This window comes from Variimorphobacter saccharofermentans (assembly GCF_014174405.1).
Taxonomy (GTDB): Bacteria; Bacillota; Clostridia; order Lachnospirales; family Lachnospiraceae; genus Mobilitalea; species Mobilitalea saccharofermentans.
This window is the reverse complement of the sequence record NZ_JACEGA010000001.1, coordinates 1,840,425-1,858,939: the sequence shown is the minus strand read 5'-3', so window position 1 is coordinate 1,858,939 and position 18,515 is coordinate 1,840,425. Positions and strand designations below refer to the sequence as shown.

The window sequence follows — 18,515 nt, the reverse complement described above, 5'->3', positions numbered from 1 at the left end:
ATTAATCTGGGATAGACTGCAGGCAAAAGGGTAACTCCAGCCCTGCTTCCTCCATGATATCCTTATCGGCAAGGATTTGCTTCGCCGATCCCTCTGCATATATCTTCCCATCCTTTAATACTAATACTCTGTCGCAAAGTTCCAGTGCCATATCCAGATCATGTGTGGCTATGAGCTTTGTGACAGGAATACTTTTTAGCAATTCTATTAATTTTCTTCGTGTCTTCGGATCCAGAAAGGAGGTTGGTTCATCAAATAGAATAATGGAGGGCTCCATCACCAGGATGGTTGCAATGGCTATGATACGCTTTTCCCCACCGGAAAGCTTGTGGGAATTGCCTCTCTTAAGTCGTGCCACGTCCAATTGCTCCAATACCCGATCAACCTTTTCTTCTATTCTTTTCTCATCAACCCCATAATTTCTCAGTCCAAAGGCTATATCATCATATACATTGGATAAAAACAACTGATCATCTGGGTTTTGAAATACGACTCCTACCTGTTCCCGTATCTGTTTGATACTTCTCTTGTCCACCGGTATTCCGTTTACCTCAATTCTTCCCTCGCTGGGAAGCAGTATGCCGACAATAGCAGAAAGAAGGGTTGACTTCCCTGCGCCATTAGCTCCGACAATACCCACAGTCTCGCCCTCCCGGGCAGTGAAACTCAGATTCGTAATTACTTGATTGCCATCTGAATATCTGACACTAAGCTTTTCTATCTTCAGCATATTTTACTCCAATCATATCGGTATATTTAGGATAATATTTTAAAATACATCCGCCCGATCCATTCACTTAAATTGATCAAACGCATGAAAAGGAACAAACCTCCCACAAGCAACAGATAGAGCCAGTCCATCTTCGACATCCTGTTGTTATCTGAAAGCGTAATATTTCCGCTAAACCCGCGACATTTCATGGCATGATAAACCCGTTCAGCCCTGTCAATGCTTCGTATAACTAATTGTCCAATAAAAGGTCCCATATCCTTCAGTTTGATACCTTTTTCTCTCGGCGCTCTGAGAATATATGCATGGTACATCACTGAGGCCTCCTCCATCAGAACAAAAAGGTATCGATACATCATCATAAATTGCATGACGAATATAGAGGGGATATGAAACCGAAGTAACGCATAAGATAAATCATCCATACGGGTTGTAGCTATTAATAATAGTACTGCCATTACTGTAAGTAAACTTTTTATTAGAAGTGAGCAAAAGGACATCATTCCTTCCGTAATACCAATGCTTCCAATAGAAAACACTATCTCCCGGCTGAGAAACAGATTAGAAAGACCTGCTAGTACAGTAAATGGAAGCGCTACTACCAAACGCCGGAATAATAATCTAATAGGCAATTCTGCCAATGCTGTTACGATGACCGGATATAGGATATACGGCAATAATCCGCTTACTTCACCCTGTTTCCATGATATCACCATAACCAGATAGATTACGGTTACAATTATTTTCGCAGAGGCTTGTATACGGTGAAACGGGCTATTTAATCCCGCCAATTCCTCCAACGCCGTAACCTGACCAAATGTTTTCTTCATTTCTGACATAATTTCCACATTCCTTAATGATATCCTATATTAGCCTTCCGTCATCGTTCGGGAACGTCTTACTCTTTTATACATCATAATCACAATCCCGATACTTACAGCCATGATTAATGTAATCAATCCTCCGATAATTCCCGATAAGCTTGTTCCTATAGGACTATCTGACATTTCTTCTGATGAAAAGGAGTAATCCGGCATTATAGAAGTGGCTTCTTGAACCTTCTCAGTTGCTGCATGGATTTCTCCTTTAGACACTAATTCTGTCTGCTCTGTTACTTTCTCAATTGACCATTCCAGTCCGTCTGGCTTAGTAGACGCATATAGGGATAACCCGCCACCGATTAGAAGCGATGCTAGTAGAAATATGATGATAACCTTATTTCTACTTATACTGTCCTTCGAAGTAACTCCAAAATCCAGCTCCAACATATCTTGACGCAAATGATATACAAATATAAGAACAGCTGAAGTTATTATTCCTTCCACAATACCAATTGCCAAATGAATGGGTTGCATGAATAAAATAAACTCACGGAATGGAATTTCGCTGATTCCTGAGAGTACTGTCTCCAGAACCACGGCAAACGCACCAAGCTGTAATCCTGCTACAACCGCAAGTATGGATGCAGTGGTGATCCTTCTCGAACTTATTTTTCTCTTTAGAATCGGCTTATATATGAGCGGATATACCAATAGACACGGTATCACTCCCATATTGAAAATATTACATCCGAGAGCCAGTAATCCACCATCTGCAAAGAAAAGGCATTGTACCAATAATACGGATGCCAAAGTAATCAACGCTGGATAAGGCCCCAAGAGTGCCGCCAGCAATATTCCTCCTCCAATATGTCCACTGGACCCTACTACTGGAATCGTAAAATTAATCATCTGTCCGGCAAAGATAAACGCTCCCATAACTCCCATCATAGGAATCTTCTTATCCTCTGTATCTGTTATTCTCAGTTTCCTGATACTATATCCTATTGCACCTGTGGAAACTGCTGTCATGCTTCCACCAACCGCCACTGATACCAACGCATCCGACATATGCATATCATTCATTCTCCTTCCGATGTACCTATTCACTATATCAAATCAAAAGATATAATACTTTGTATATCAATCACTTATACCTTGCCATCTCTCAGGTTATTTATTACACGCCAGACGATTAATCTGGGTAGCGAGATAGCCTGCTCCAAAGCCATTGTCTATATTTACGACCGAGAGTCCTTCTGCACAGGAATTCAGCATGGTAAGTAATGCGGATACTCCTCCAAAATTCGCACCATATCCGATAGAGGTTGGTACCGCAATCACCGGCTTATCCACCAATCCAGCTATCACACCACCGAGTGCGCCTTCCATACCGGCTACTGCTATGATACAGTTTGCTGATCGTATCTCGTCTAGTTTTGATAATAACCGATGTAAGCCGGCAATCCCAACATCATAGATACGAAGTACCTGGCTTCCAAAGAATTCTGCAGTTTGGGCAGCTTCCTCTGCAACAGGAATATCGGAGGTTCCTCCGGTGCATACTGCGATACAGCCTATTAATTGATACTCCTCTTGCTCCTTACTGCGTATAGAGAGAATTCGAGAAACCGAATCATATTGAACCTTAGGAAAATACTTTTTCACCAGCTCATATTGTTCCCTGCTGGCCCTTGTTCCAAGAACATTTCTATCCTGTTCATATAAACGCTCATAAATACGAAGCAGCTGTTCATTGGATTTCCCCTGACAATATACGACCTCACCAAAACCGGATCGTAATGATCTGTGATGATCCAATTTTGCAAAACCCAAATCCTCATAGGGCATCTTCTTTAAAAGTTCCTCTGCTTCCTTCAATTCTATCTCATTATTTTTCACTTGTTCCAATATTTTATGAATATCCAAGGCAGCCTCCTGATAAATCGTTCCAATCATGTTTTCTCAAAACTAAATTTATTATACTTGTAAAATCAAAAAATATCTACATCAAAACATGAAATAATACACTTCCATTTTTGTACTATATCATGGAAAAAATGTATTATCCTATTTCTTCTTCGTGCATGCTATTGTCTAGCAATTTCCATTATGATATACTTTGATAGCAATATTTGATGAGGAGGATTACAAATGAGTAATGAGTTAAAGGCATACCATCTCCATATGGGACCGGCTAAATGTGCCGTAGATCTTAGTGATGGTAGCGAGAGGGGAAATTATGTAAATCAGGACTATATTCTTCGTAAATTGGGTAGACCTCATAGGGCGGTTAATATAATGTACTGCTACTATCCTTTGGACAAAGGCTGGCCAGGCCGGGCAAGTGTTGTTCATGCGAACCCAAATGTAACCTTTGCCTGGGATTACCCCTATGATGATTATTTTACCTATAAGGGTGGGCTAAACGGTAATCGTGATGAGGAACCCTTTCCCTATATGAGAGACATTAGAAGACATGGACAGGATGTAATATTAACCATGACAATAGATCCAAACGTAACGGATGATCACTTGATTGCAATTGCTCAGGATTTAACAACCTTTGGCCCCATGTTCTTACGAATAAACCATGAAGCTACCGGCGATTGGTTTTCCTTTAACAGACGTTGTACCTATCAAGAGGTAGCGGATTTCTTTGTACGCTTTCACAAGATTATAAAGGAGTATGCTCCTAACGTGAAAACCATACTTTGTATCGGTGGTATTGAAGACCTGGAAAAGGAAGAGATGGAGAAAGAGAAGGAATTCACAGAAGCGGTTCGCCATACGGACATCTGGTCCGTAGATAAATATATGGCATTGCATTGGGGATGGCCTTACGATGTTGCAGAACGTGGCGGAACCTCCCATAATAGACATACCGTACAGAAGATATATGAGCTGACGAAACGCAGCTTTGAGCGTTTTTCTTATCTGTGTGGAGGAATTACGAAACCTATGGTAATGTCCGAATTCAATGCAGACGGAGATGTAACCGGGCCCTACGACCAGGTTAAGATGATCCAGGAGTTCTGCAAGATGCTGAAAGACGAACCGGCTACCTGGTTCTCCGGTTTTACCTTCTATCAGTTCCGTGATGACGGTCGTCTCGGTCTGGAAATAACCGATCCTAATAACAAAGAAGTTGGAGTTGAGCAACCTGCTTTACAAGCCTATAAGGAAATTATCCATGACGACTACTTTAAACCGGTCTTCACCGTGGGAGAAGAACTGTCCTTTCCAGTAAAGCTACGCTGGGGCTGCTCCGAGGATTCTACCGGTCTCTCCATACCTCTTCATTTTGAAAAAGATCCCGTCTTCGCAGAGGTGAACTTTGATGAGGAGCTGCAGGATCTGAATCTAATGATGGAAATAAATGATCACTGGTTCTATAAAGCTCCCGGTGTGAAAATGATTGATCTAATGCCTGCCTTTTTTGATAAGAAGCTGAATGGTCCCTGTGAATTGAGATTGAATCTCTTTGCCCCTCCGGCTACCGGTGAGAATGATCCGTCCCAGGGTGATGATTGGGCAGAAAACTATTATACCGTAATAAAAAAGCTACCATATATACGGTTAAGATTTGAACCTATTGAATTATAATACCTTTTTCGGTTATACGTATTGATATAAAAGAAACTCAACAGAGTCCGGATTATTTCCGAACTTTGTTGAGTATTAATATTACCATATGATATTTTATAAATTGCTTACATACGAATACCTTATTTTATTAAGGATGTAGCAGTCTCATCCACTTCCATGGTCTTAGCGGTTATTTCCTCAATGGCTGCAGAGATATTCGTTACTGCATCTCCGATGGCAGAAACACGGTTCTTTAGATCTGCTGTAATCATAAACAGAGTCTGAATACTCTCTTTTATCTCTGTTTCTTCTTTCTGAGTCGAGGAAGCTACATTCTTTGTGATATCAGCAAGCTTCTTTACCTCCTCTGCTACTACAGCAAAGCCACGTCCAGCTTCTCCAGCGCGGGCTGCTTCTATGGAGGCATTCAATGAAAGAAGATTTGTCTGTTCTGCAATGGATATAATTTCTCCGGCTGCTCTTGCAAAGCTATCCAACTCCGTATGGATCGTATTGGATATGTTCTCCAGCTCATTGGTCTTCTCTAGGATTGTACCTGCATCACCAACGATATCCATTGCATTTGCTCCCATATCTTCTCCACTCGTAACAATCTCGCGTACGGATCTTGAAATTTCACCTACTACAGAGGTTACTTCATTCAAATTATCTTCCGCTATTTTTCGTAAACCAGTAATTTCCTCAACGAATTTCTGAGCTTCACGCTCCCTCTCCCGGATCAGGTCCATCTCAATACTCAGATATTTCTGATTATACTGAATACAATTCCCCACATGGTTTGTATTATTGGCTATGGCATCCGCCATCTTTAAGCAGCTTCCATATCCACAAGCATTGCAATTCACCTTTCTGTCTGAATCTTCGGTTTTCATCATCTGCTGGAATGCATTCTCCAAAGCAGATTCCTCGGTATCATTCACTACCACATTGGATTTATCCTCATATTTACGGGTAAAATCAGCTAAATTCAAATTCTTATCAAAGTTCTTATATAACAGATTGGTTTTTTTCAATAGTAGTTTTCTCTTTGACGAAGTTTGCTTCTTTTGCTCATTCAAAGTCATGTCTACTTCATCTAAGTCAGCGTAATGAAGGGTTCCCGTTCCATCTACGCATCCTGATGAACAGTTTAATGCGTCTACAAGTAAGGGAACTGGATCCTGACGTTCTGTTCTCGTTGCATAATTTTCAAAATACTTCGTTAGATGTTTAATTCCTTCCACCTGCTTAACCCAAGCATCCGGATAAACGGCCAGTACATTTTCCTTAAGACCGCCGGGTCTCGGAAAGAGGAATCCCAATCCTCCCTCCATATTGTCAAAATCGTGTGGAGTATATGCACTGGGCTGTATTCCATTCTCCTCCATATATTCAAACAACTTCTTAAAGGTAATATTATATTGGATATTCTCATCCGTATTCACATCCTGGAATTCATCAATCTTAGCAAGACATGGAGATAAGAATGCAATACTTCCCTGATAGCCCTTATATTTTTTAAGATAAATAGCCGTACATAAGGCCGGACTATGGATAGGTGCCAGGCTATTAATTAACTGCGGTAAGTATTTCTCAATATAATTTACCACCACTGGACAAGGCTGTGCTATCACGCTTGAAAGCTTATAATTCTTTATTGCTCTTAAATATGCCCAGGTTGTAATATCTGCACCCAAAGATACATCATAAACCATCGAAACACCTATGGATTTCAAATACCCAAAAACCTGCTTATAATTCGGATGATCCACACGGAAGCCCGGAGCTGCAATTATAGCAATCTCTTTACCATCCTTCAAATCCGAAAAAAAGCGTTGTGTATCATCCACATAATCTCTTGCTTCATGATCGCAGACACTGATACACCTACCGCAATGAATACATAATGTTTCATTGATTCGGATTTTATTCTTCCCTTCCACATCTAAGTAAGCCTCATTCGCGAATTTAACAGGACAGACACCGATGCACTTATTGCATCCCTGACATTTCTTATCGTTTGTGATAATAACACTTTGATCTCCCATAAGTAGTTTTATCGATAGTAGGTACTACCGTTCCTCCTTTGTAAATATATTAACCGTATACTGCTCTACTGAACAATCATATACTCTGACACTTAAAGTCGTATACGGAGTGATACAAGATAAAACTATCTACAAGTCAAATTCCAGTGCTGTAATCATTGACGCGATGTTAAATAGTATTGATAGAACTCAGTAATGAATCGTATGATAATCTTGTTCTATAATATACTTGGTATATATTAATACCATTAACTGATTGATATGATAAATAAATGACTATTTAATAGACTTTTTTAGACATTTTTATATAATTTCAATCATAATTATACAATAAAAATCATTGATTTTCTATGAGATATTAGTAGGATATTATATGTTCCACTGTTATCTGATTGGTGGATTGAAGGGACTATTAAAATAAATTAATATGTGATAATAGCAAATGATTCTGGAAATGTTTTAATTGGTAAAACAATTCAAAAAAATTATTAAAAAAGGCTTGCATTTTTTCTAAGGATAGTATATTATAAATATTGTTCTCACGGCTCGTTGGTCAAGCGGTCAAGACGCCGCCCTCTCACGGCGGAAACAGGGGTTCGATTCCCCTACGAGCTGCTTTTAAAAAGGCTTATGAAGCCTTTTTTTGTTGCTAATTTTTAAATTATTCAAATATAAAAGAGCAATCGCCCACACGGGGATTGGCCTCGTAGGAAAAAAATCACCTAGTTTGCCAAAAGAACATAGGTGATTTTTTTATGCATCAATGATTTAATTAAATACTACTACAGAAAATCCAGCAACGACATCTGATTGGAGATCGGAAGGTCACCGAGCAATCCCATCCTTGCCATGTTGTCTACTACTGTAGAACTCACTTTACAGCGTATCTTGAAATCATCTCTTGATAAGAATTTTCCCATCTTAGCTGCTTCCACAACACCGTCCGCTGCCTTATCACCAAGTCCATCAATAGTACTTAGGGATGGCATTAGTTTGTCGTCGATGATTTGGAAGGCATGAGCCTTGGCAGTATAAATATCAATCGGAAGGAACTGATATCCACGGGCATACATTTCCTGAACAATTCTCATATCCTTATAGGTATCCTGTTCCTTCTTCGTTAAGGTATTACTTCTCCTTTTATAATCTGCCATATGATGTTCCAATACCTCCCTGCCCTGACACATTAGTTCATAATTAAATGCAGAGGCACGGATGGAAAAATAAGCAGCATAATATGCTAAGGGATAATATACCTTAAAATATGCTATACGAAAGGCCATCATAACATAAGCAGCTGCGTGAGCCTTAGGAAACATGTATTTAATCTGTTTGCAGGACCAGATATACCAATCCGGTACTCCTGCCGCCACCATTGCTTCTTCCATCTCCGGCGTGAGACCCTTACCTTTACGAACGCTTTCCATGATTTTAAAGGATTGTCCCGGATCCACACCAGTCGCAATCAGATAGATCATGATATCGTCACGGGTACAGATAGCGGTAGCCAGAGTACAATTCCCATTCTGAATTAAAGTCTGGGCATTATTCAACCATACGTCCGTACCATGGGATAATCCGGAGATTCGAACCAGATCGGAAAAGGTCTTCGGTTGGGTGTCCTTCACCATCTGCATTACAAAGTCCGTACCAAACTCCGGTATTCCCAGACACCCCAGCTCACATCCATCCAGATCTTTTGGAGATACTCCAAGAGCACTGGTATCATGAAACAGAGATAATACCTTCTGATCATCCAGACGTATTTTCTTGGCATCCAATCCCGTCAGATCCTCCAGCATACGAATCATTGTCGGATCATCGTGTCCGAGTATATCAAGCTTTAGGAGGTTATGATCGATGGAATGATAATCGAAATGTGTAGTAATTGTCTTAGTTGTCATATCGTTGGCAGGTCTCTGGACTGGTGTAAAGGAGTAGATATTTTCCCCATGAGGTAATACAACGATACCTCCCGGGTGCTGTCCGGTAGTCCTTCGAACTCCAACACATCCATCTACAATGCGCTCAATCTCTACATTTCTTTTATGTATTCCACGTTCCTCAAAATAATTTTTCACATAACCATAAGCGGTTTTATCTGCCAATGTACCAATGGTTCCTGCTCGGAAGGTATGTCCCTCTCCGAAAAGAACCTCCGTGTATTCATGAGCCTTGCTCTGATACTCACCGGAGAAGTTCAGGTCAATATCCGGTTCCTTATCACCATGGAAACCCAGGAAGGTTTCAAAGGGGATATCATGGCCATCTTTACTTAATGGTTCCCCACAATTAGGGCAAATACGATCCGGCATATCACATCCGGAGCTTCCTCCGTATTTTTTAACTTCCTCCGAATCAAAATCCGAATAGAAGCAATTCGTACAATAATAATGAGGTGGCAGCGGATTAACTTCTGTGATTCCTGCCATCGTAGCAACAAAGGAGGAACCAACAGAACCACGGGAACCAACCAGATAACCATCCTCATTGGATTTCCATACCAGCTTTTGAGCGATAATATACATTACGGCAAAGCCGTTATTGATTATGGATTTCAGCTCGTGTTCCAGACGATCCTCCACTGGCTTTGGCAACGGATTCCCATACATGGAATGAGCTTTTTCATAGCAGATATTTCTTAGGTTCTCTTCCGAATTCGGTAAGACCGGAGGGCATTTGTCCGGACGTACCGGAGAAATCTTCTCAATCCGATCTGCGATTAAATTCGTATTCGTAATTACTACCTCTTCGGCCTTTTCCCTTCCAAGATAAGAAAACTCCTCCAGCATTTCCTCCGTTGTACGTAGATAAAGTGCCGGCTGCTCGTCCGCATCCTTAAAACCCTTACCTGCCAGAATGATCCTTCGGTATACCTCATCCTCCGGATCTAGGAAATGAACGTCACAGGTTGCAACTACCGGTTTATTATATTCCTCACCAAGTGCAACGATCTTCTTATTTAACGCGATTAAATCCTCTCTGGAGGTAATATCACGTTCATCACTCTTCTCACTTCGAATTAGGAACTCGTTATTACATAGCGGCTGAATCTCCAGATAGTCATAGAAATTAACCAGCCTTGCGATTTGCTCCTGTGATTGCTTTGTTAGGACCGCACGAAATACTTCACCGGCTTCACAAGCGGAACCTAGAATTAATCCCTCCCTGCATTCCATTAACAGGCTTTTTGGAATCTTCGGTCTTTTATTAAAATATTCTATATGGGATAAGGATACCAGCTTGTACAGATTTACTCTTCCCGTATCATTTTGCGCAAGTATGATCGCATGATAAGAAGGCAGCTTTCGAATCGCATCCGCTGACATTCTTCCAAGCCTATCTATTTCATTAATATTGCTTACTTCACGCTCCTTCAGCTTTTCACAAAGCTTAATAAATATTTCAGCTGTAGCTCCTGCATCATCTACAGCACGGTGATGATTCTCAAGGGATACATGAAGCGCCTTTGCAACGACATTCAGCTTATATCTGCTTAGTTCAGGCAACAATATCCTCGATAAGCCTACGGTATCAATCACGGTAAAGCCGGTTGTTATACCCATGCGTTCAGCATTTTTATTAATAAATCCCACGTCAAAGGATGCATTATGTGCAACCAAAACACAGCCCTCACAGAATTGTAAAAATTCAGGAAGTATGGTCTCAATGGTCGGAGAATCTATCACCATATCGTCACGAATACTAGTCAGTTGTTCGATTTCAAAGGGAATCGGAACCTCTGGATTCACAAAGGTGCTGTATTTGTCTGTAATCTGTCCTCCCACGACCTTTACTGCTCCGATCTCAATAATTCGGTCATTCGTTTGACTAAAGCCAGTTGTTTCGATATCAAATACAACAAATGAATCATCTAAGCTTTGACCCTGTCCATTGGTTACTACCTCCTTGAGGTCATCAACCAGATAGGCCTCCATACCATAGATAATCTTAAAGTTCTTAGCACGCTTTTGCTCTTCCTCATCCGAATAATCCTTTGGATTAATTGCGTGGCTGGCATCCGGAAATGCCTGTACCACACCATGATCGGTTATAGCTATTGCAGAATGCCCCCATTGGAAGGCCCGTTTAACCATTTTCTTGACATCCGCCACAGAATCCATATCACTCATCATGGTATGAGCATGTAATTCCACTCTTTTCTTCTCAGAACGATCCGTTCTTGTAGAAGTGAAGTCGGATATCGTCTTAATTCCTACCACCGAACCAATGGTAATATCTCTCTCATAAGTATCGTTCTGGGCAATCCCCTTCAACATAAAAAACTTACCCGGTTTTAATACCGAGGTAATCTCATCCACCTCAATGGTCTTCGCATATAGCTTAACCTTGATCGAATCAGTAAAATCCGTCATTACAAAGGTAATGATGCTCTTCTCATTCCCTATGGTTCTGGTATCCGGCTTAATCAGCTTTCCTCTGATCACAACCTCCCCGATTTCTCCAATAATATCGCAAATCGGTATCACATTGCCTTCAAAATTACGCCCATAAACGACAGAAGGATCTGTTGGAAGCTTACGATAGCTTCCTTTTCCTTTTTCATATGCACTTTTACCCTTAGAATAAGTAGAAGATGGGGAATGTGATGCTGTACTTGCATTTCCATTCTGATTGGTATCCTTACTCTGGTCTTTAGAACTTGCTTGTTTGATAGGATTGTTCTTTTTGGCTACCTCCACTGTGTCACCAATGATTGTACTCGTCTGTTCCGTCGGTTCACTGGAAGGCTCCTCCTGAGCTGCTGCTGTTTCTGCATATAACAGCATCTGTTTCCGATAATCCTGTTCTCCATCCTCCTGCTCTTTCGGTTCCACATAATCCAAGAACACATGCACCGTATAATGAAAACGTTCCTCGAACATGGTTTCCAAATAATCCTTCAGCTTTGTCATTTTGTCCTTCGTGATGCAGCTTTCCGTAACCTGAATATGAAGGTTCATATCCTCAATGGTAACATTAGCATATGAAAAAATGTGGTAGGTAACAACACTCTCTTCCCTTAATTCTTCAAGAATGCTGTCACGATAAATCGGATAGAGCTTTTCCAGGTTATATTGTGCTGATAGCTCAAATTGAGGCTTTATGATTGCTTTATTCCCCGTATGTAAAAAGAGCTGCCGGTTAAGCAGCTCTTCCATTTTTCGAATATAAGGTCGGCTGATTAATCGGGAGCTTTTGATACAGACGTAGAGGTTATTAGTCTGTTTTGAAGCGATAATTTTCACAACATCCACTTCCGAAAAAAGTGTTTGTAATTCCTGATCCGCTTTTAATTGATCAAATGCATCAAAAAATAGCATTCTTTCTCTCCTCCCTGTAAATCGTGTCCATTTGTATACCTAGTTCTTTGAATTCCAATTCAGTAATTCTTCTCTGAGTACCTCCAATAATTGATCCTCAGGAACCTTACGAATGATTTCACCCTTTCTAATTAAGAGGCCTTCTCCTCTGCCACCTGCAATTCCGATATCGGCTTCCCTTGCTTCCCCCGGTCCATTGACAGCGCATCCCATAACAGCCACTTTAATATCAAGGTCTATGTCTTGTACCATTTCTTCTACATCTGTAGCAAGCTTTATCAGATTAATCTGAGTTCTGCCGCAGGTCGGGCAGGATACTACCTCTATCCCTCCAGTACGATATCCGAGAGTTTTTAATATCAATTTTGCTGATTTAATCTCCTCTACCGGATCACCGGTTAGGGATACTCGTATTGTATCTCCAATACCCTGGTACAGAATTATCCCCAGACCTAGAGCTGATTTAATATTCCCTGCATTTACCGTACCAGCCTCAGTAATTCCCACATGTAACGGGTAATTTGTTTGCTTTGCGATTAATTCATGTGCTTTGATACACATCATAACATCCGAAGATTTGATGCTGATGACCATTTGATCATAGCCCATATCTTCAATTCGTTTCACTTTATCTAAGGCACTCTCTACTAAGCCCTCAGCAGTTACTCTTCCATACTTATTAATCAGGTCTTTTTCTAAGGAACCACTGTTAACGCCCACACGAATGGGAATACTCCGTTCCTTTGCCACGTTTACTACGGCTCGAAGCTTCTCATCATTTCCAATATTACCTGGATTGATTCGAATTTTATCAGCACCATTTTCCATGGCAGCAATCGCAAGACGATAATCAAAGTGAATATCCGCAACCAGGGGAATCGTTATATTCTTCTTTATTTCTTTTAATGCAGCGGCTGCTTCCTGATTGGGAACAGTACACCGTATTATATCACAGCCCGCTGCAGTCAGACGTGTGATCTGTTCTACAGTAGCCTTAACATCCTCTGTTCTCGTATTGGTCATGGATTGAATTAGAATTGGATTACCTCCTCCAATGACACTCTGACCGATCCGAATCACCTTTGTATGATCACGGTACATAGATTCGCCGCCTTTCAATTTACAATCAGTTTTATTTTACAAACATGCGTCTAATATCATTATACATAACAAATACCATAAATAACATCAGAACTGCCATACCAACCAGATGTACAATTGCTTCCTTCTCCTTAGGAACCGGTTTTTTGCGAATGGCTTCAATCAGTACAAACACAAGCCTTCCTCCATCCAATGCAGGAAGCGGAAGTAAATTCATGACACCAAGATTCGCACTGATTAATAATGCAAAGTTGGCAAGGGATAGTAACATATTAGCGACACCATACTCCTTTGTCTCATTTACTACTTCACCGACATAATTAACAATACCAACCGGACCGGTTACCTCATTCACATTCACTCTTCCTGATACTAAGTATCCGAGACTTTTTAATGCATATTCGATATTATATGCCACCTCAAAAAAGCTATATTTAACTACTTCAATAGCTGAAACTTTTGTACGATATTGATTGTAGTCCCATCCCATTTCATATCCGCTATAAGCCAGTACTGGCGTAATCGTAATGTTATGTTCTTCGTTATCTCTTAAATATGTCAGATCTAATGGTGTGTTATCAATTGGATTCTCCTCAAAGTAGGTAGCAAAATCATTCCAGGAGTTAATCCTGTTACCATTTATTGCAACAATTGTATCACCAAGCTTTATTCCTGCTTTGTCTAATGGGAATCCTTCTACTATAGAGGCAAGCTTAGCGGGTTCATCAGTACGTGTATAGGAGCATCCGATCTGATAGATATCCTTGTAAACCGGAGTGATATCAACAGTCTTTTTATCTCCGTCGCGTATCAAGGTAATCTCGATGGGTTTATCAGTAATCTTGTTAAAATTAAAAAAGATATTTAACTCTCTGGAAAAAGTTACGCCTGTTCCATCAATACGGGTAATCAAGTCCCCTTCCTGAAGAATTCCATCGGCAGCACTTCCCTTTTTTACATAATTGACTGTGGGACTGTCAATTCCCACATTTCCAAGAACAATTAAAGCCAGAACAAAAGCCAGTATAAAGTTAAAAAAGGCACCCGCAAATAAGACGGAAAATCTTGCCCACACACCCTTTTTATGGAAGGCTCCATCGTCCTCAATCGTCTCATCCTCGCCCAGCATCATACAGGATCCACCAAAAGGTAATAACTTTAAGGAATACCGGGTACCATTCCGAACAAAGCTTGCAATCCTGGGTCCCATTCCTACTGAAAATTCCGTTACAGTGATTCCATTTTTCTTAGCAAGTAAAAAATGTCCTAACTCATGGACAATAACAATAATTCCTAAAATCAATACTGCAACTATTATATTCATATAAAAACATCCTTTCTAAGTATCCGGGCAAAGAAGATAGTACATCAAGAGATATTTAGCTTGCCGGATTCGATTAAACCTCTTATAAAATCATATGTCTGCTGCTCTGTATTCAGAATTTCATTCAAGGAAGGGTTTGATATCCTTTGATGCTGCCTCATGGCTTCTCTGATTAATGCAGGTATTGCCATAAATTCTAATCTTCCCTTTAGGAACTCAGCAACAGCCCATTCGTTGGCAGCGTTATATACCGTTGGCATACTTCCTCCCATACGTCCGGCTTCATACGCCAACGCCAATCCATAAAAGGTATCCAGATCCGGATGCTCAAAGGTCAGTTGCTTCAGCTGTGTAAAGTTTATTCGCTCCCCCTGTTCCAGCGGCATTCTATTGGGGTAGAATAAGGCATATTGAATAGGCAGCTTCATATCCGGAACTCCCATCTGCGCAATGACACTACCGTCAATGTATTCCACCATGGAATGAATAATACTTTGAGGATGAACGACTACCTGAATCTGATCCACTGTGACATCAAAAAGCCATGCGGCTTCCATTACTTCCAATCCCTTATTTACCATTGTTGCCGAATCTATGGTTATCTTCTGACCCATGGCCCAATTCGGATGCTTTAATGCATCCTTGGGCTCTATATGTTGTAAATCAGAACGTGTTTTTCCACGAAAAGGACCGCCTGAAGCGGTTAATATTATTTTATGAACCTGTTTTCTATCTTCTCCATTTAATGCCTGAAATATAGCAGAGTGCTCACTATCCACAGGTAACAGTGCTACTTTTTTCTCTTTAATCAAGGGCATAATAAGATGCCCGGCTGTTACTAAGGTTTCCTTATTGGCAAGGGCTATATTCTTGCCTGCCCGTATTGCCTCTATTGTGGGCTGAATTCCAATCATTCCTACCATTGCTGTAACAACAGTATCTGCTTCTGCTTCCGTTGCACATTCCAGAAGTCCTTCCATACCGGTAACCACCTTCACCGGTAGTTCCTTAATATGATTCCTTAGCTGTTCTGCCTTTTCCTTCTGATATACGCAAACAATCTTTGGTCGAAATTCCCGTATTTGCTGTTCCAGCATCTGAATATTGCTGCCTGCAGCAAGAGCAGTTACTTGAACCTCTTTCTTCTCTCGAACAATTTCCAGAGTCTGCGTTCCAATGGAACCTGTAGACCCAAGAATAGCTATTTTCATCTTTATTTCCTCCATTGCCGTAGGAAGACTATTTCTTAATTCTAATATAATGCTTCCATTGTACTGTTTATCTTAAAAATATGATTGTCAGATAGTATACGATTGGAGCGGTAAAAATAATACTATCAAAACGGTCTAATACTCCGCCATGACCAGGTATCAGGGTACCATAATCTTTAATATCATGATTTCGTTTAATAGCAGATGCTGCCAAATCTCCAATTTGCGAGATTATACTGGAAGAAGCTCCTATTATGGCAAACACCACCTGCGGATTATCCATATTCAGAATTCTATCTTGAAAAAATGTAGCATATAATAGGCCAAGTAATGCAGCACCAATAACTCCACCAATACAACCCTCAATGGACTTCTTGGGGCTCAGTCTCGGTGAAAACTTATGCTTTCCAAATAACATCCCGACACAATATGCACAGGTATCAGATCCCCAAGCTCCTATGAATACAAGCCAAATCAGCCATGCACCATCATTAAGCATACGAACCTGATATATGTAAGATAACATGATACTAACATAGAATAGTCCCAGAAAAACGATTGCAATTTGCTCCGATGTATACTTTGGGAATAAAAAAACATATACCACCAAAAGCAATAACAGAAAAGCAATAAATAACAGCATATAGAATTGCTGTAAATTAAAATAAAGCAACATATAAAATGCTATTCCAGCGAGGTAACCAAGAATACCTGGTAACGCTTTATTCAATTTGATAACCCGGTATAATTCCATCAAACCAATTAGAGATATCACAAATAAAGTCGCAAACAACACATTACCACCAAGAATTACCACAGTAATTGCAATTGCTAATAATATGATACCACTAATTAATCTTGTTCGAAACATAGTTGACCTCCAATTAATGCTATTCCTGCATTGATATTGCTCCAAAATTTCTTTTTCTACTGCTGTAGTATTCTACTGCCTTTTGTAATTCCTTTTTATTAAAATCAGGCCATAAAACATCAGGAAAATAAAACTCGGTATAAGCTAACTGCCATAGAAGGAAATTCGATAATCTTTGCTCCTTGCTCGTTCGTATCAGCAAATCCGGTTCAGGAATTCCTTTGGTATCTAAATATTGCTCAAAGAATGACTCATCAATTTGATCGATGGTTGCTTTATTCTCTTTCACATCCATCGCTATGGCTTTTACCGCACGAATAATCTCATCTCTGGAACCATAATTTATGGCAACCTGAAAATTTAAGCCTGTATTATTCTTTGAAGCCTCCTCCAACTCAATGATACTCTTGCGTATTTTATCCGATAATTTTGACGTATCTCCAATGATACGTACTCTCATATTATTCTTTTTACTGGTATTAATACTGGTATCCAGATATGTCTGCAGAAGCTTCATTAAGGAATCGATTTCTTCCTGGGGTCTTTTCCAATTCTCCGTTGAGAATGCATAGACCGTTAAATACTTTATTCCCATCTTGTAGGCCTCTTCACAGATTCGTTCCACTACCTTACTTCCCTGTGTATGCCCGTAATTACGAGGCATTCTCTTCTTTTTTGCCCAACGTCCGTTTCCATCCATGATAATCGCAACGTGATTTGGTATCTTTAATTCGTTTTCCTTCATTTCTTTCTCCCGTTTGATAAAGACTAGGCTATTGTGAAACAATAGAAAGTACGCTTCGCGAACTTTCTATATATTATGAATTAGGGTGTCTCAAAAGTATATTGAATAATCATGAATAAGACTTTTGATACACCCTTCCATTATTAACTTACTGGTATAACATTATGCTTTCTTATACAGTAAGAACCTCTTTCGATTTTTCTTCCATAACCTTATCAATTTCTGCAATATAACGGTCTGTAAGCTTCTGAACCTCATCTTCTAAGTGTTTGAATTCATCCTCAGAGATCTCACTTGCTTTATTTTGTTTTTTGAAAAGATCGTTGGCATCGCGTCTGATGTTTCTGATTGCCACCTTCGCATTTTCTGCCTTCTTCTTAATATCCTTAACTAGCTCTTTTCTTCTTTCTTCCGTTAACTCAGGGAAAACCAAACGAATGATTTTACCATCGTTGCTAGGTGTTAGTCCTAAATCGGAATTGATAATTGCTTTCTCTATATCTTTAATCAACTTGCTTTCCCATGGTTGTATTTGGATTACTCTTGCTTCCGGCACCGAGATATTCGCTACCGATTGTAATGATGATGGCTGTCCGTAATAATCCACCCGAAGCTTATCTAACAGATGTGGATTTGCTCTACCGGCACGTATTGTAGAATATTCTTCTTTCAAGGTTTGAATTGTCTTTTCCATTTTCGTACTAAATTGATCTAGCTTTGCATCCATTTTCATCCCTCCAATATTATACTTTATC

At 40.1% G+C, this 18,515-nt stretch carries 13 protein-coding genes and 1 tRNA gene; 2 read left to right on the top strand and 12 right to left on the bottom strand.

The window, feature by feature from the left end; genetic code table 11:
* Position 1 precedes the first annotated feature (1 nt).
* From H0486_RS08160 to larB, 4 genes are all read right to left on the bottom strand, one after another.
* Positions 2–730, bottom strand: a complete 729-nt coding sequence (locus H0486_RS08160) for an energy-coupling factor ABC transporter ATP-binding protein (protein ID WP_228352522.1) — start codon at positions 728–730, stop codon at positions 2–4.
* A 26-nt stretch (positions 731–756) separates the two neighbouring features.
* Positions 757–1,569: a cobalt ECF transporter T component CbiQ gene (gene cbiQ / locus H0486_RS08155; protein ID WP_228352521.1), complete on the bottom strand. Its 813-nt coding sequence runs from the start codon at positions 1,567–1,569 to the stop codon at positions 757–759.
* Between the two features lie 30 nt (positions 1,570–1,599).
* Positions 1,600–2,634 carry an energy-coupling factor ABC transporter permease gene (locus H0486_RS08150; protein WP_330594461.1) on the bottom strand — a complete coding sequence of 345 codons (1,035 nt, stop codon included), beginning with the start codon at positions 2,632–2,634 and terminating at the stop codon, positions 1,600–1,602.
* A gap of 87 nt (positions 2,635–2,721) precedes the next feature.
* Positions 2,722–3,477 (bottom strand): nickel pincer cofactor biosynthesis protein LarB, encoded by a 756-nt coding sequence (gene larB / locus H0486_RS08145; protein ID WP_228352520.1) that lies wholly within the window; start codon positions 3,475–3,477, stop codon positions 2,722–2,724.
* 225 nt (positions 3,478–3,702) lie between these two features.
* Here larB and H0486_RS08140 point away from each other — a divergent pair, with 225 nt between their 5' ends.
* Positions 3,703–5,154, top strand: a complete 1,452-nt coding sequence (locus tag H0486_RS08140) for a glycoside hydrolase family 26 protein (protein WP_228352519.1) — start codon at positions 3,703–3,705, stop codon at positions 5,152–5,154.
* Positions 5,155–5,276: 122 nt separating this feature from the next.
* On the opposite strand, the gene H0486_RS08135 is transcribed toward H0486_RS08140, so the two are convergent.
* Positions 5,277–7,184, bottom strand: a complete 1,908-nt coding sequence (locus tag H0486_RS08135) for a [Fe-Fe] hydrogenase large subunit C-terminal domain-containing protein (protein ID WP_228352518.1) — start codon at positions 7,182–7,184, stop codon at positions 5,277–5,279.
* A gap of 543 nt (positions 7,185–7,727) precedes the next feature.
* On the opposite strand from H0486_RS08135, the gene H0486_RS08130 reads away from it, so the two are divergent.
* Positions 7,728–7,799: transfer RNA gene (locus H0486_RS08130), tRNA-Glu, on the top strand.
* A gap of 167 nt (positions 7,800–7,966) precedes the next feature.
* Here the strand turns inward: H0486_RS08130 and H0486_RS08125 are convergent.
* The 7 genes from H0486_RS08125 to frr form a co-directional block, all read right to left on the bottom strand.
* Positions 7,967–12,508, bottom strand: a complete 4,542-nt coding sequence (locus H0486_RS08125; RefSeq protein WP_228352517.1) for a PolC-type DNA polymerase III — start codon at positions 12,506–12,508, stop codon at positions 7,967–7,969.
* Positions 12,509–12,547: 39 nt separating this feature from the next.
* Positions 12,548–13,609 (bottom strand): flavodoxin-dependent (E)-4-hydroxy-3-methylbut-2-enyl-diphosphate synthase, encoded by a 1,062-nt coding sequence (gene ispG / locus H0486_RS08120; RefSeq protein ID WP_228352516.1) that lies wholly within the window; start codon positions 13,607–13,609, stop codon positions 12,548–12,550.
* 31 nt (positions 13,610–13,640) lie between these two features.
* Positions 13,641–14,933 (bottom strand): RIP metalloprotease RseP, encoded by a 1,293-nt coding sequence (gene rseP, locus H0486_RS08115; RefSeq protein ID WP_228352515.1) that lies wholly within the window; start codon positions 14,931–14,933, stop codon positions 13,641–13,643.
* Between the two features lie 44 nt (positions 14,934–14,977).
* Positions 14,978–16,144, bottom strand: coding sequence for a 1-deoxy-D-xylulose-5-phosphate reductoisomerase (locus H0486_RS08110; protein WP_228352514.1), 1,167 nt, complete (start codon positions 16,142–16,144; stop codon positions 14,978–14,980).
* A 67-nt stretch (positions 16,145–16,211) separates the two neighbouring features.
* Positions 16,212–17,015: a phosphatidate cytidylyltransferase gene (locus tag H0486_RS08105; RefSeq protein WP_228352513.1), complete on the bottom strand. Its 804-nt coding sequence runs from the start codon at positions 17,013–17,015 to the stop codon at positions 16,212–16,214.
* A 19-nt stretch (positions 17,016–17,034) separates the two neighbouring features.
* Entirely contained in the window at positions 17,035–17,760 is a 726-nt protein-coding gene (locus H0486_RS08100) for an isoprenyl transferase (protein WP_228352512.1), read from the bottom strand.
* Between the two features lie 172 nt (positions 17,761–17,932).
* Positions 17,933–18,487, bottom strand: coding sequence for a ribosome recycling factor (gene frr / locus H0486_RS08095; RefSeq protein ID WP_228352511.1), 555 nt, complete (start codon positions 18,485–18,487; stop codon positions 17,933–17,935).
* Positions 18,488–18,515 lie beyond the last annotated feature (28 nt).

What these genes read in the sequence shown, in the direction of transcription:
- H0486_RS08160 (WP_228352522.1), bottom strand. Translation starts at nt 730, where the DNA reads ATGCTGAAGATAGAAAAGCTTAGTGTCAGATATTCAGATGGCAATCAA.
- cbiQ (WP_228352521.1), bottom strand. Translation starts at nt 1,569, where the DNA reads ATGTCAGAAATGAAGAAAACATTTGGTCAGGTTACGGCGTTGGAGGAA.
- H0486_RS08150 (WP_330594461.1), bottom strand. Translation starts at nt 2,634, where the DNA reads ATGAATGATATGCATATGTCGGATGCGTTGGTATCAGTGGCGGTTGGT.
- H0486_RS08140 (WP_228352519.1), top strand. Translation starts at nt 3,703, where the DNA reads ATGAGTAATGAGTTAAAGGCATACCATCTCCATATGGGACCGGCTAAA.
- H0486_RS08135 (WP_228352518.1), bottom strand. Translation starts at nt 7,184, where the DNA reads ATGGGAGATCAAAGTGTTATTATCACAAACGATAAGAAATGTCAGGGA.
- H0486_RS08125 (WP_228352517.1), bottom strand. Translation starts at nt 12,508, where the DNA reads ATGCTATTTTTTGATGCATTTGATCAATTAAAAGCGGATCAGGAATTA.
- ispG (WP_228352516.1), bottom strand. Translation starts at nt 13,609, where the DNA reads ATGTACCGTGATCATACAAAGGTGATTCGGATCGGTCAGAGTGTCATT.
- rseP (WP_228352515.1), bottom strand. Translation starts at nt 14,933, where the DNA reads ATGAATATAATAGTTGCAGTATTGATTTTAGGAATTATTGTTATTGTC.
- H0486_RS08110 (WP_228352514.1), bottom strand. Translation starts at nt 16,144, where the DNA reads ATGAAAATAGCTATTCTTGGGTCTACAGGTTCCATTGGAACGCAGACT.
- H0486_RS08105 (WP_228352513.1), bottom strand. Translation starts at nt 17,015, where the DNA reads ATGTTTCGAACAAGATTAATTAGTGGTATCATATTATTAGCAATTGCA.
- H0486_RS08100 (WP_228352512.1), bottom strand. Translation starts at nt 17,760, where the DNA reads ATGAAGGAAAACGAATTAAAGATACCAAATCACGTTGCGATTATCATG.
- frr (WP_228352511.1), bottom strand. Translation starts at nt 18,487, where the DNA reads ATGGATGCAAAGCTAGATCAATTTAGTACGAAAATGGAAAAGACAATT.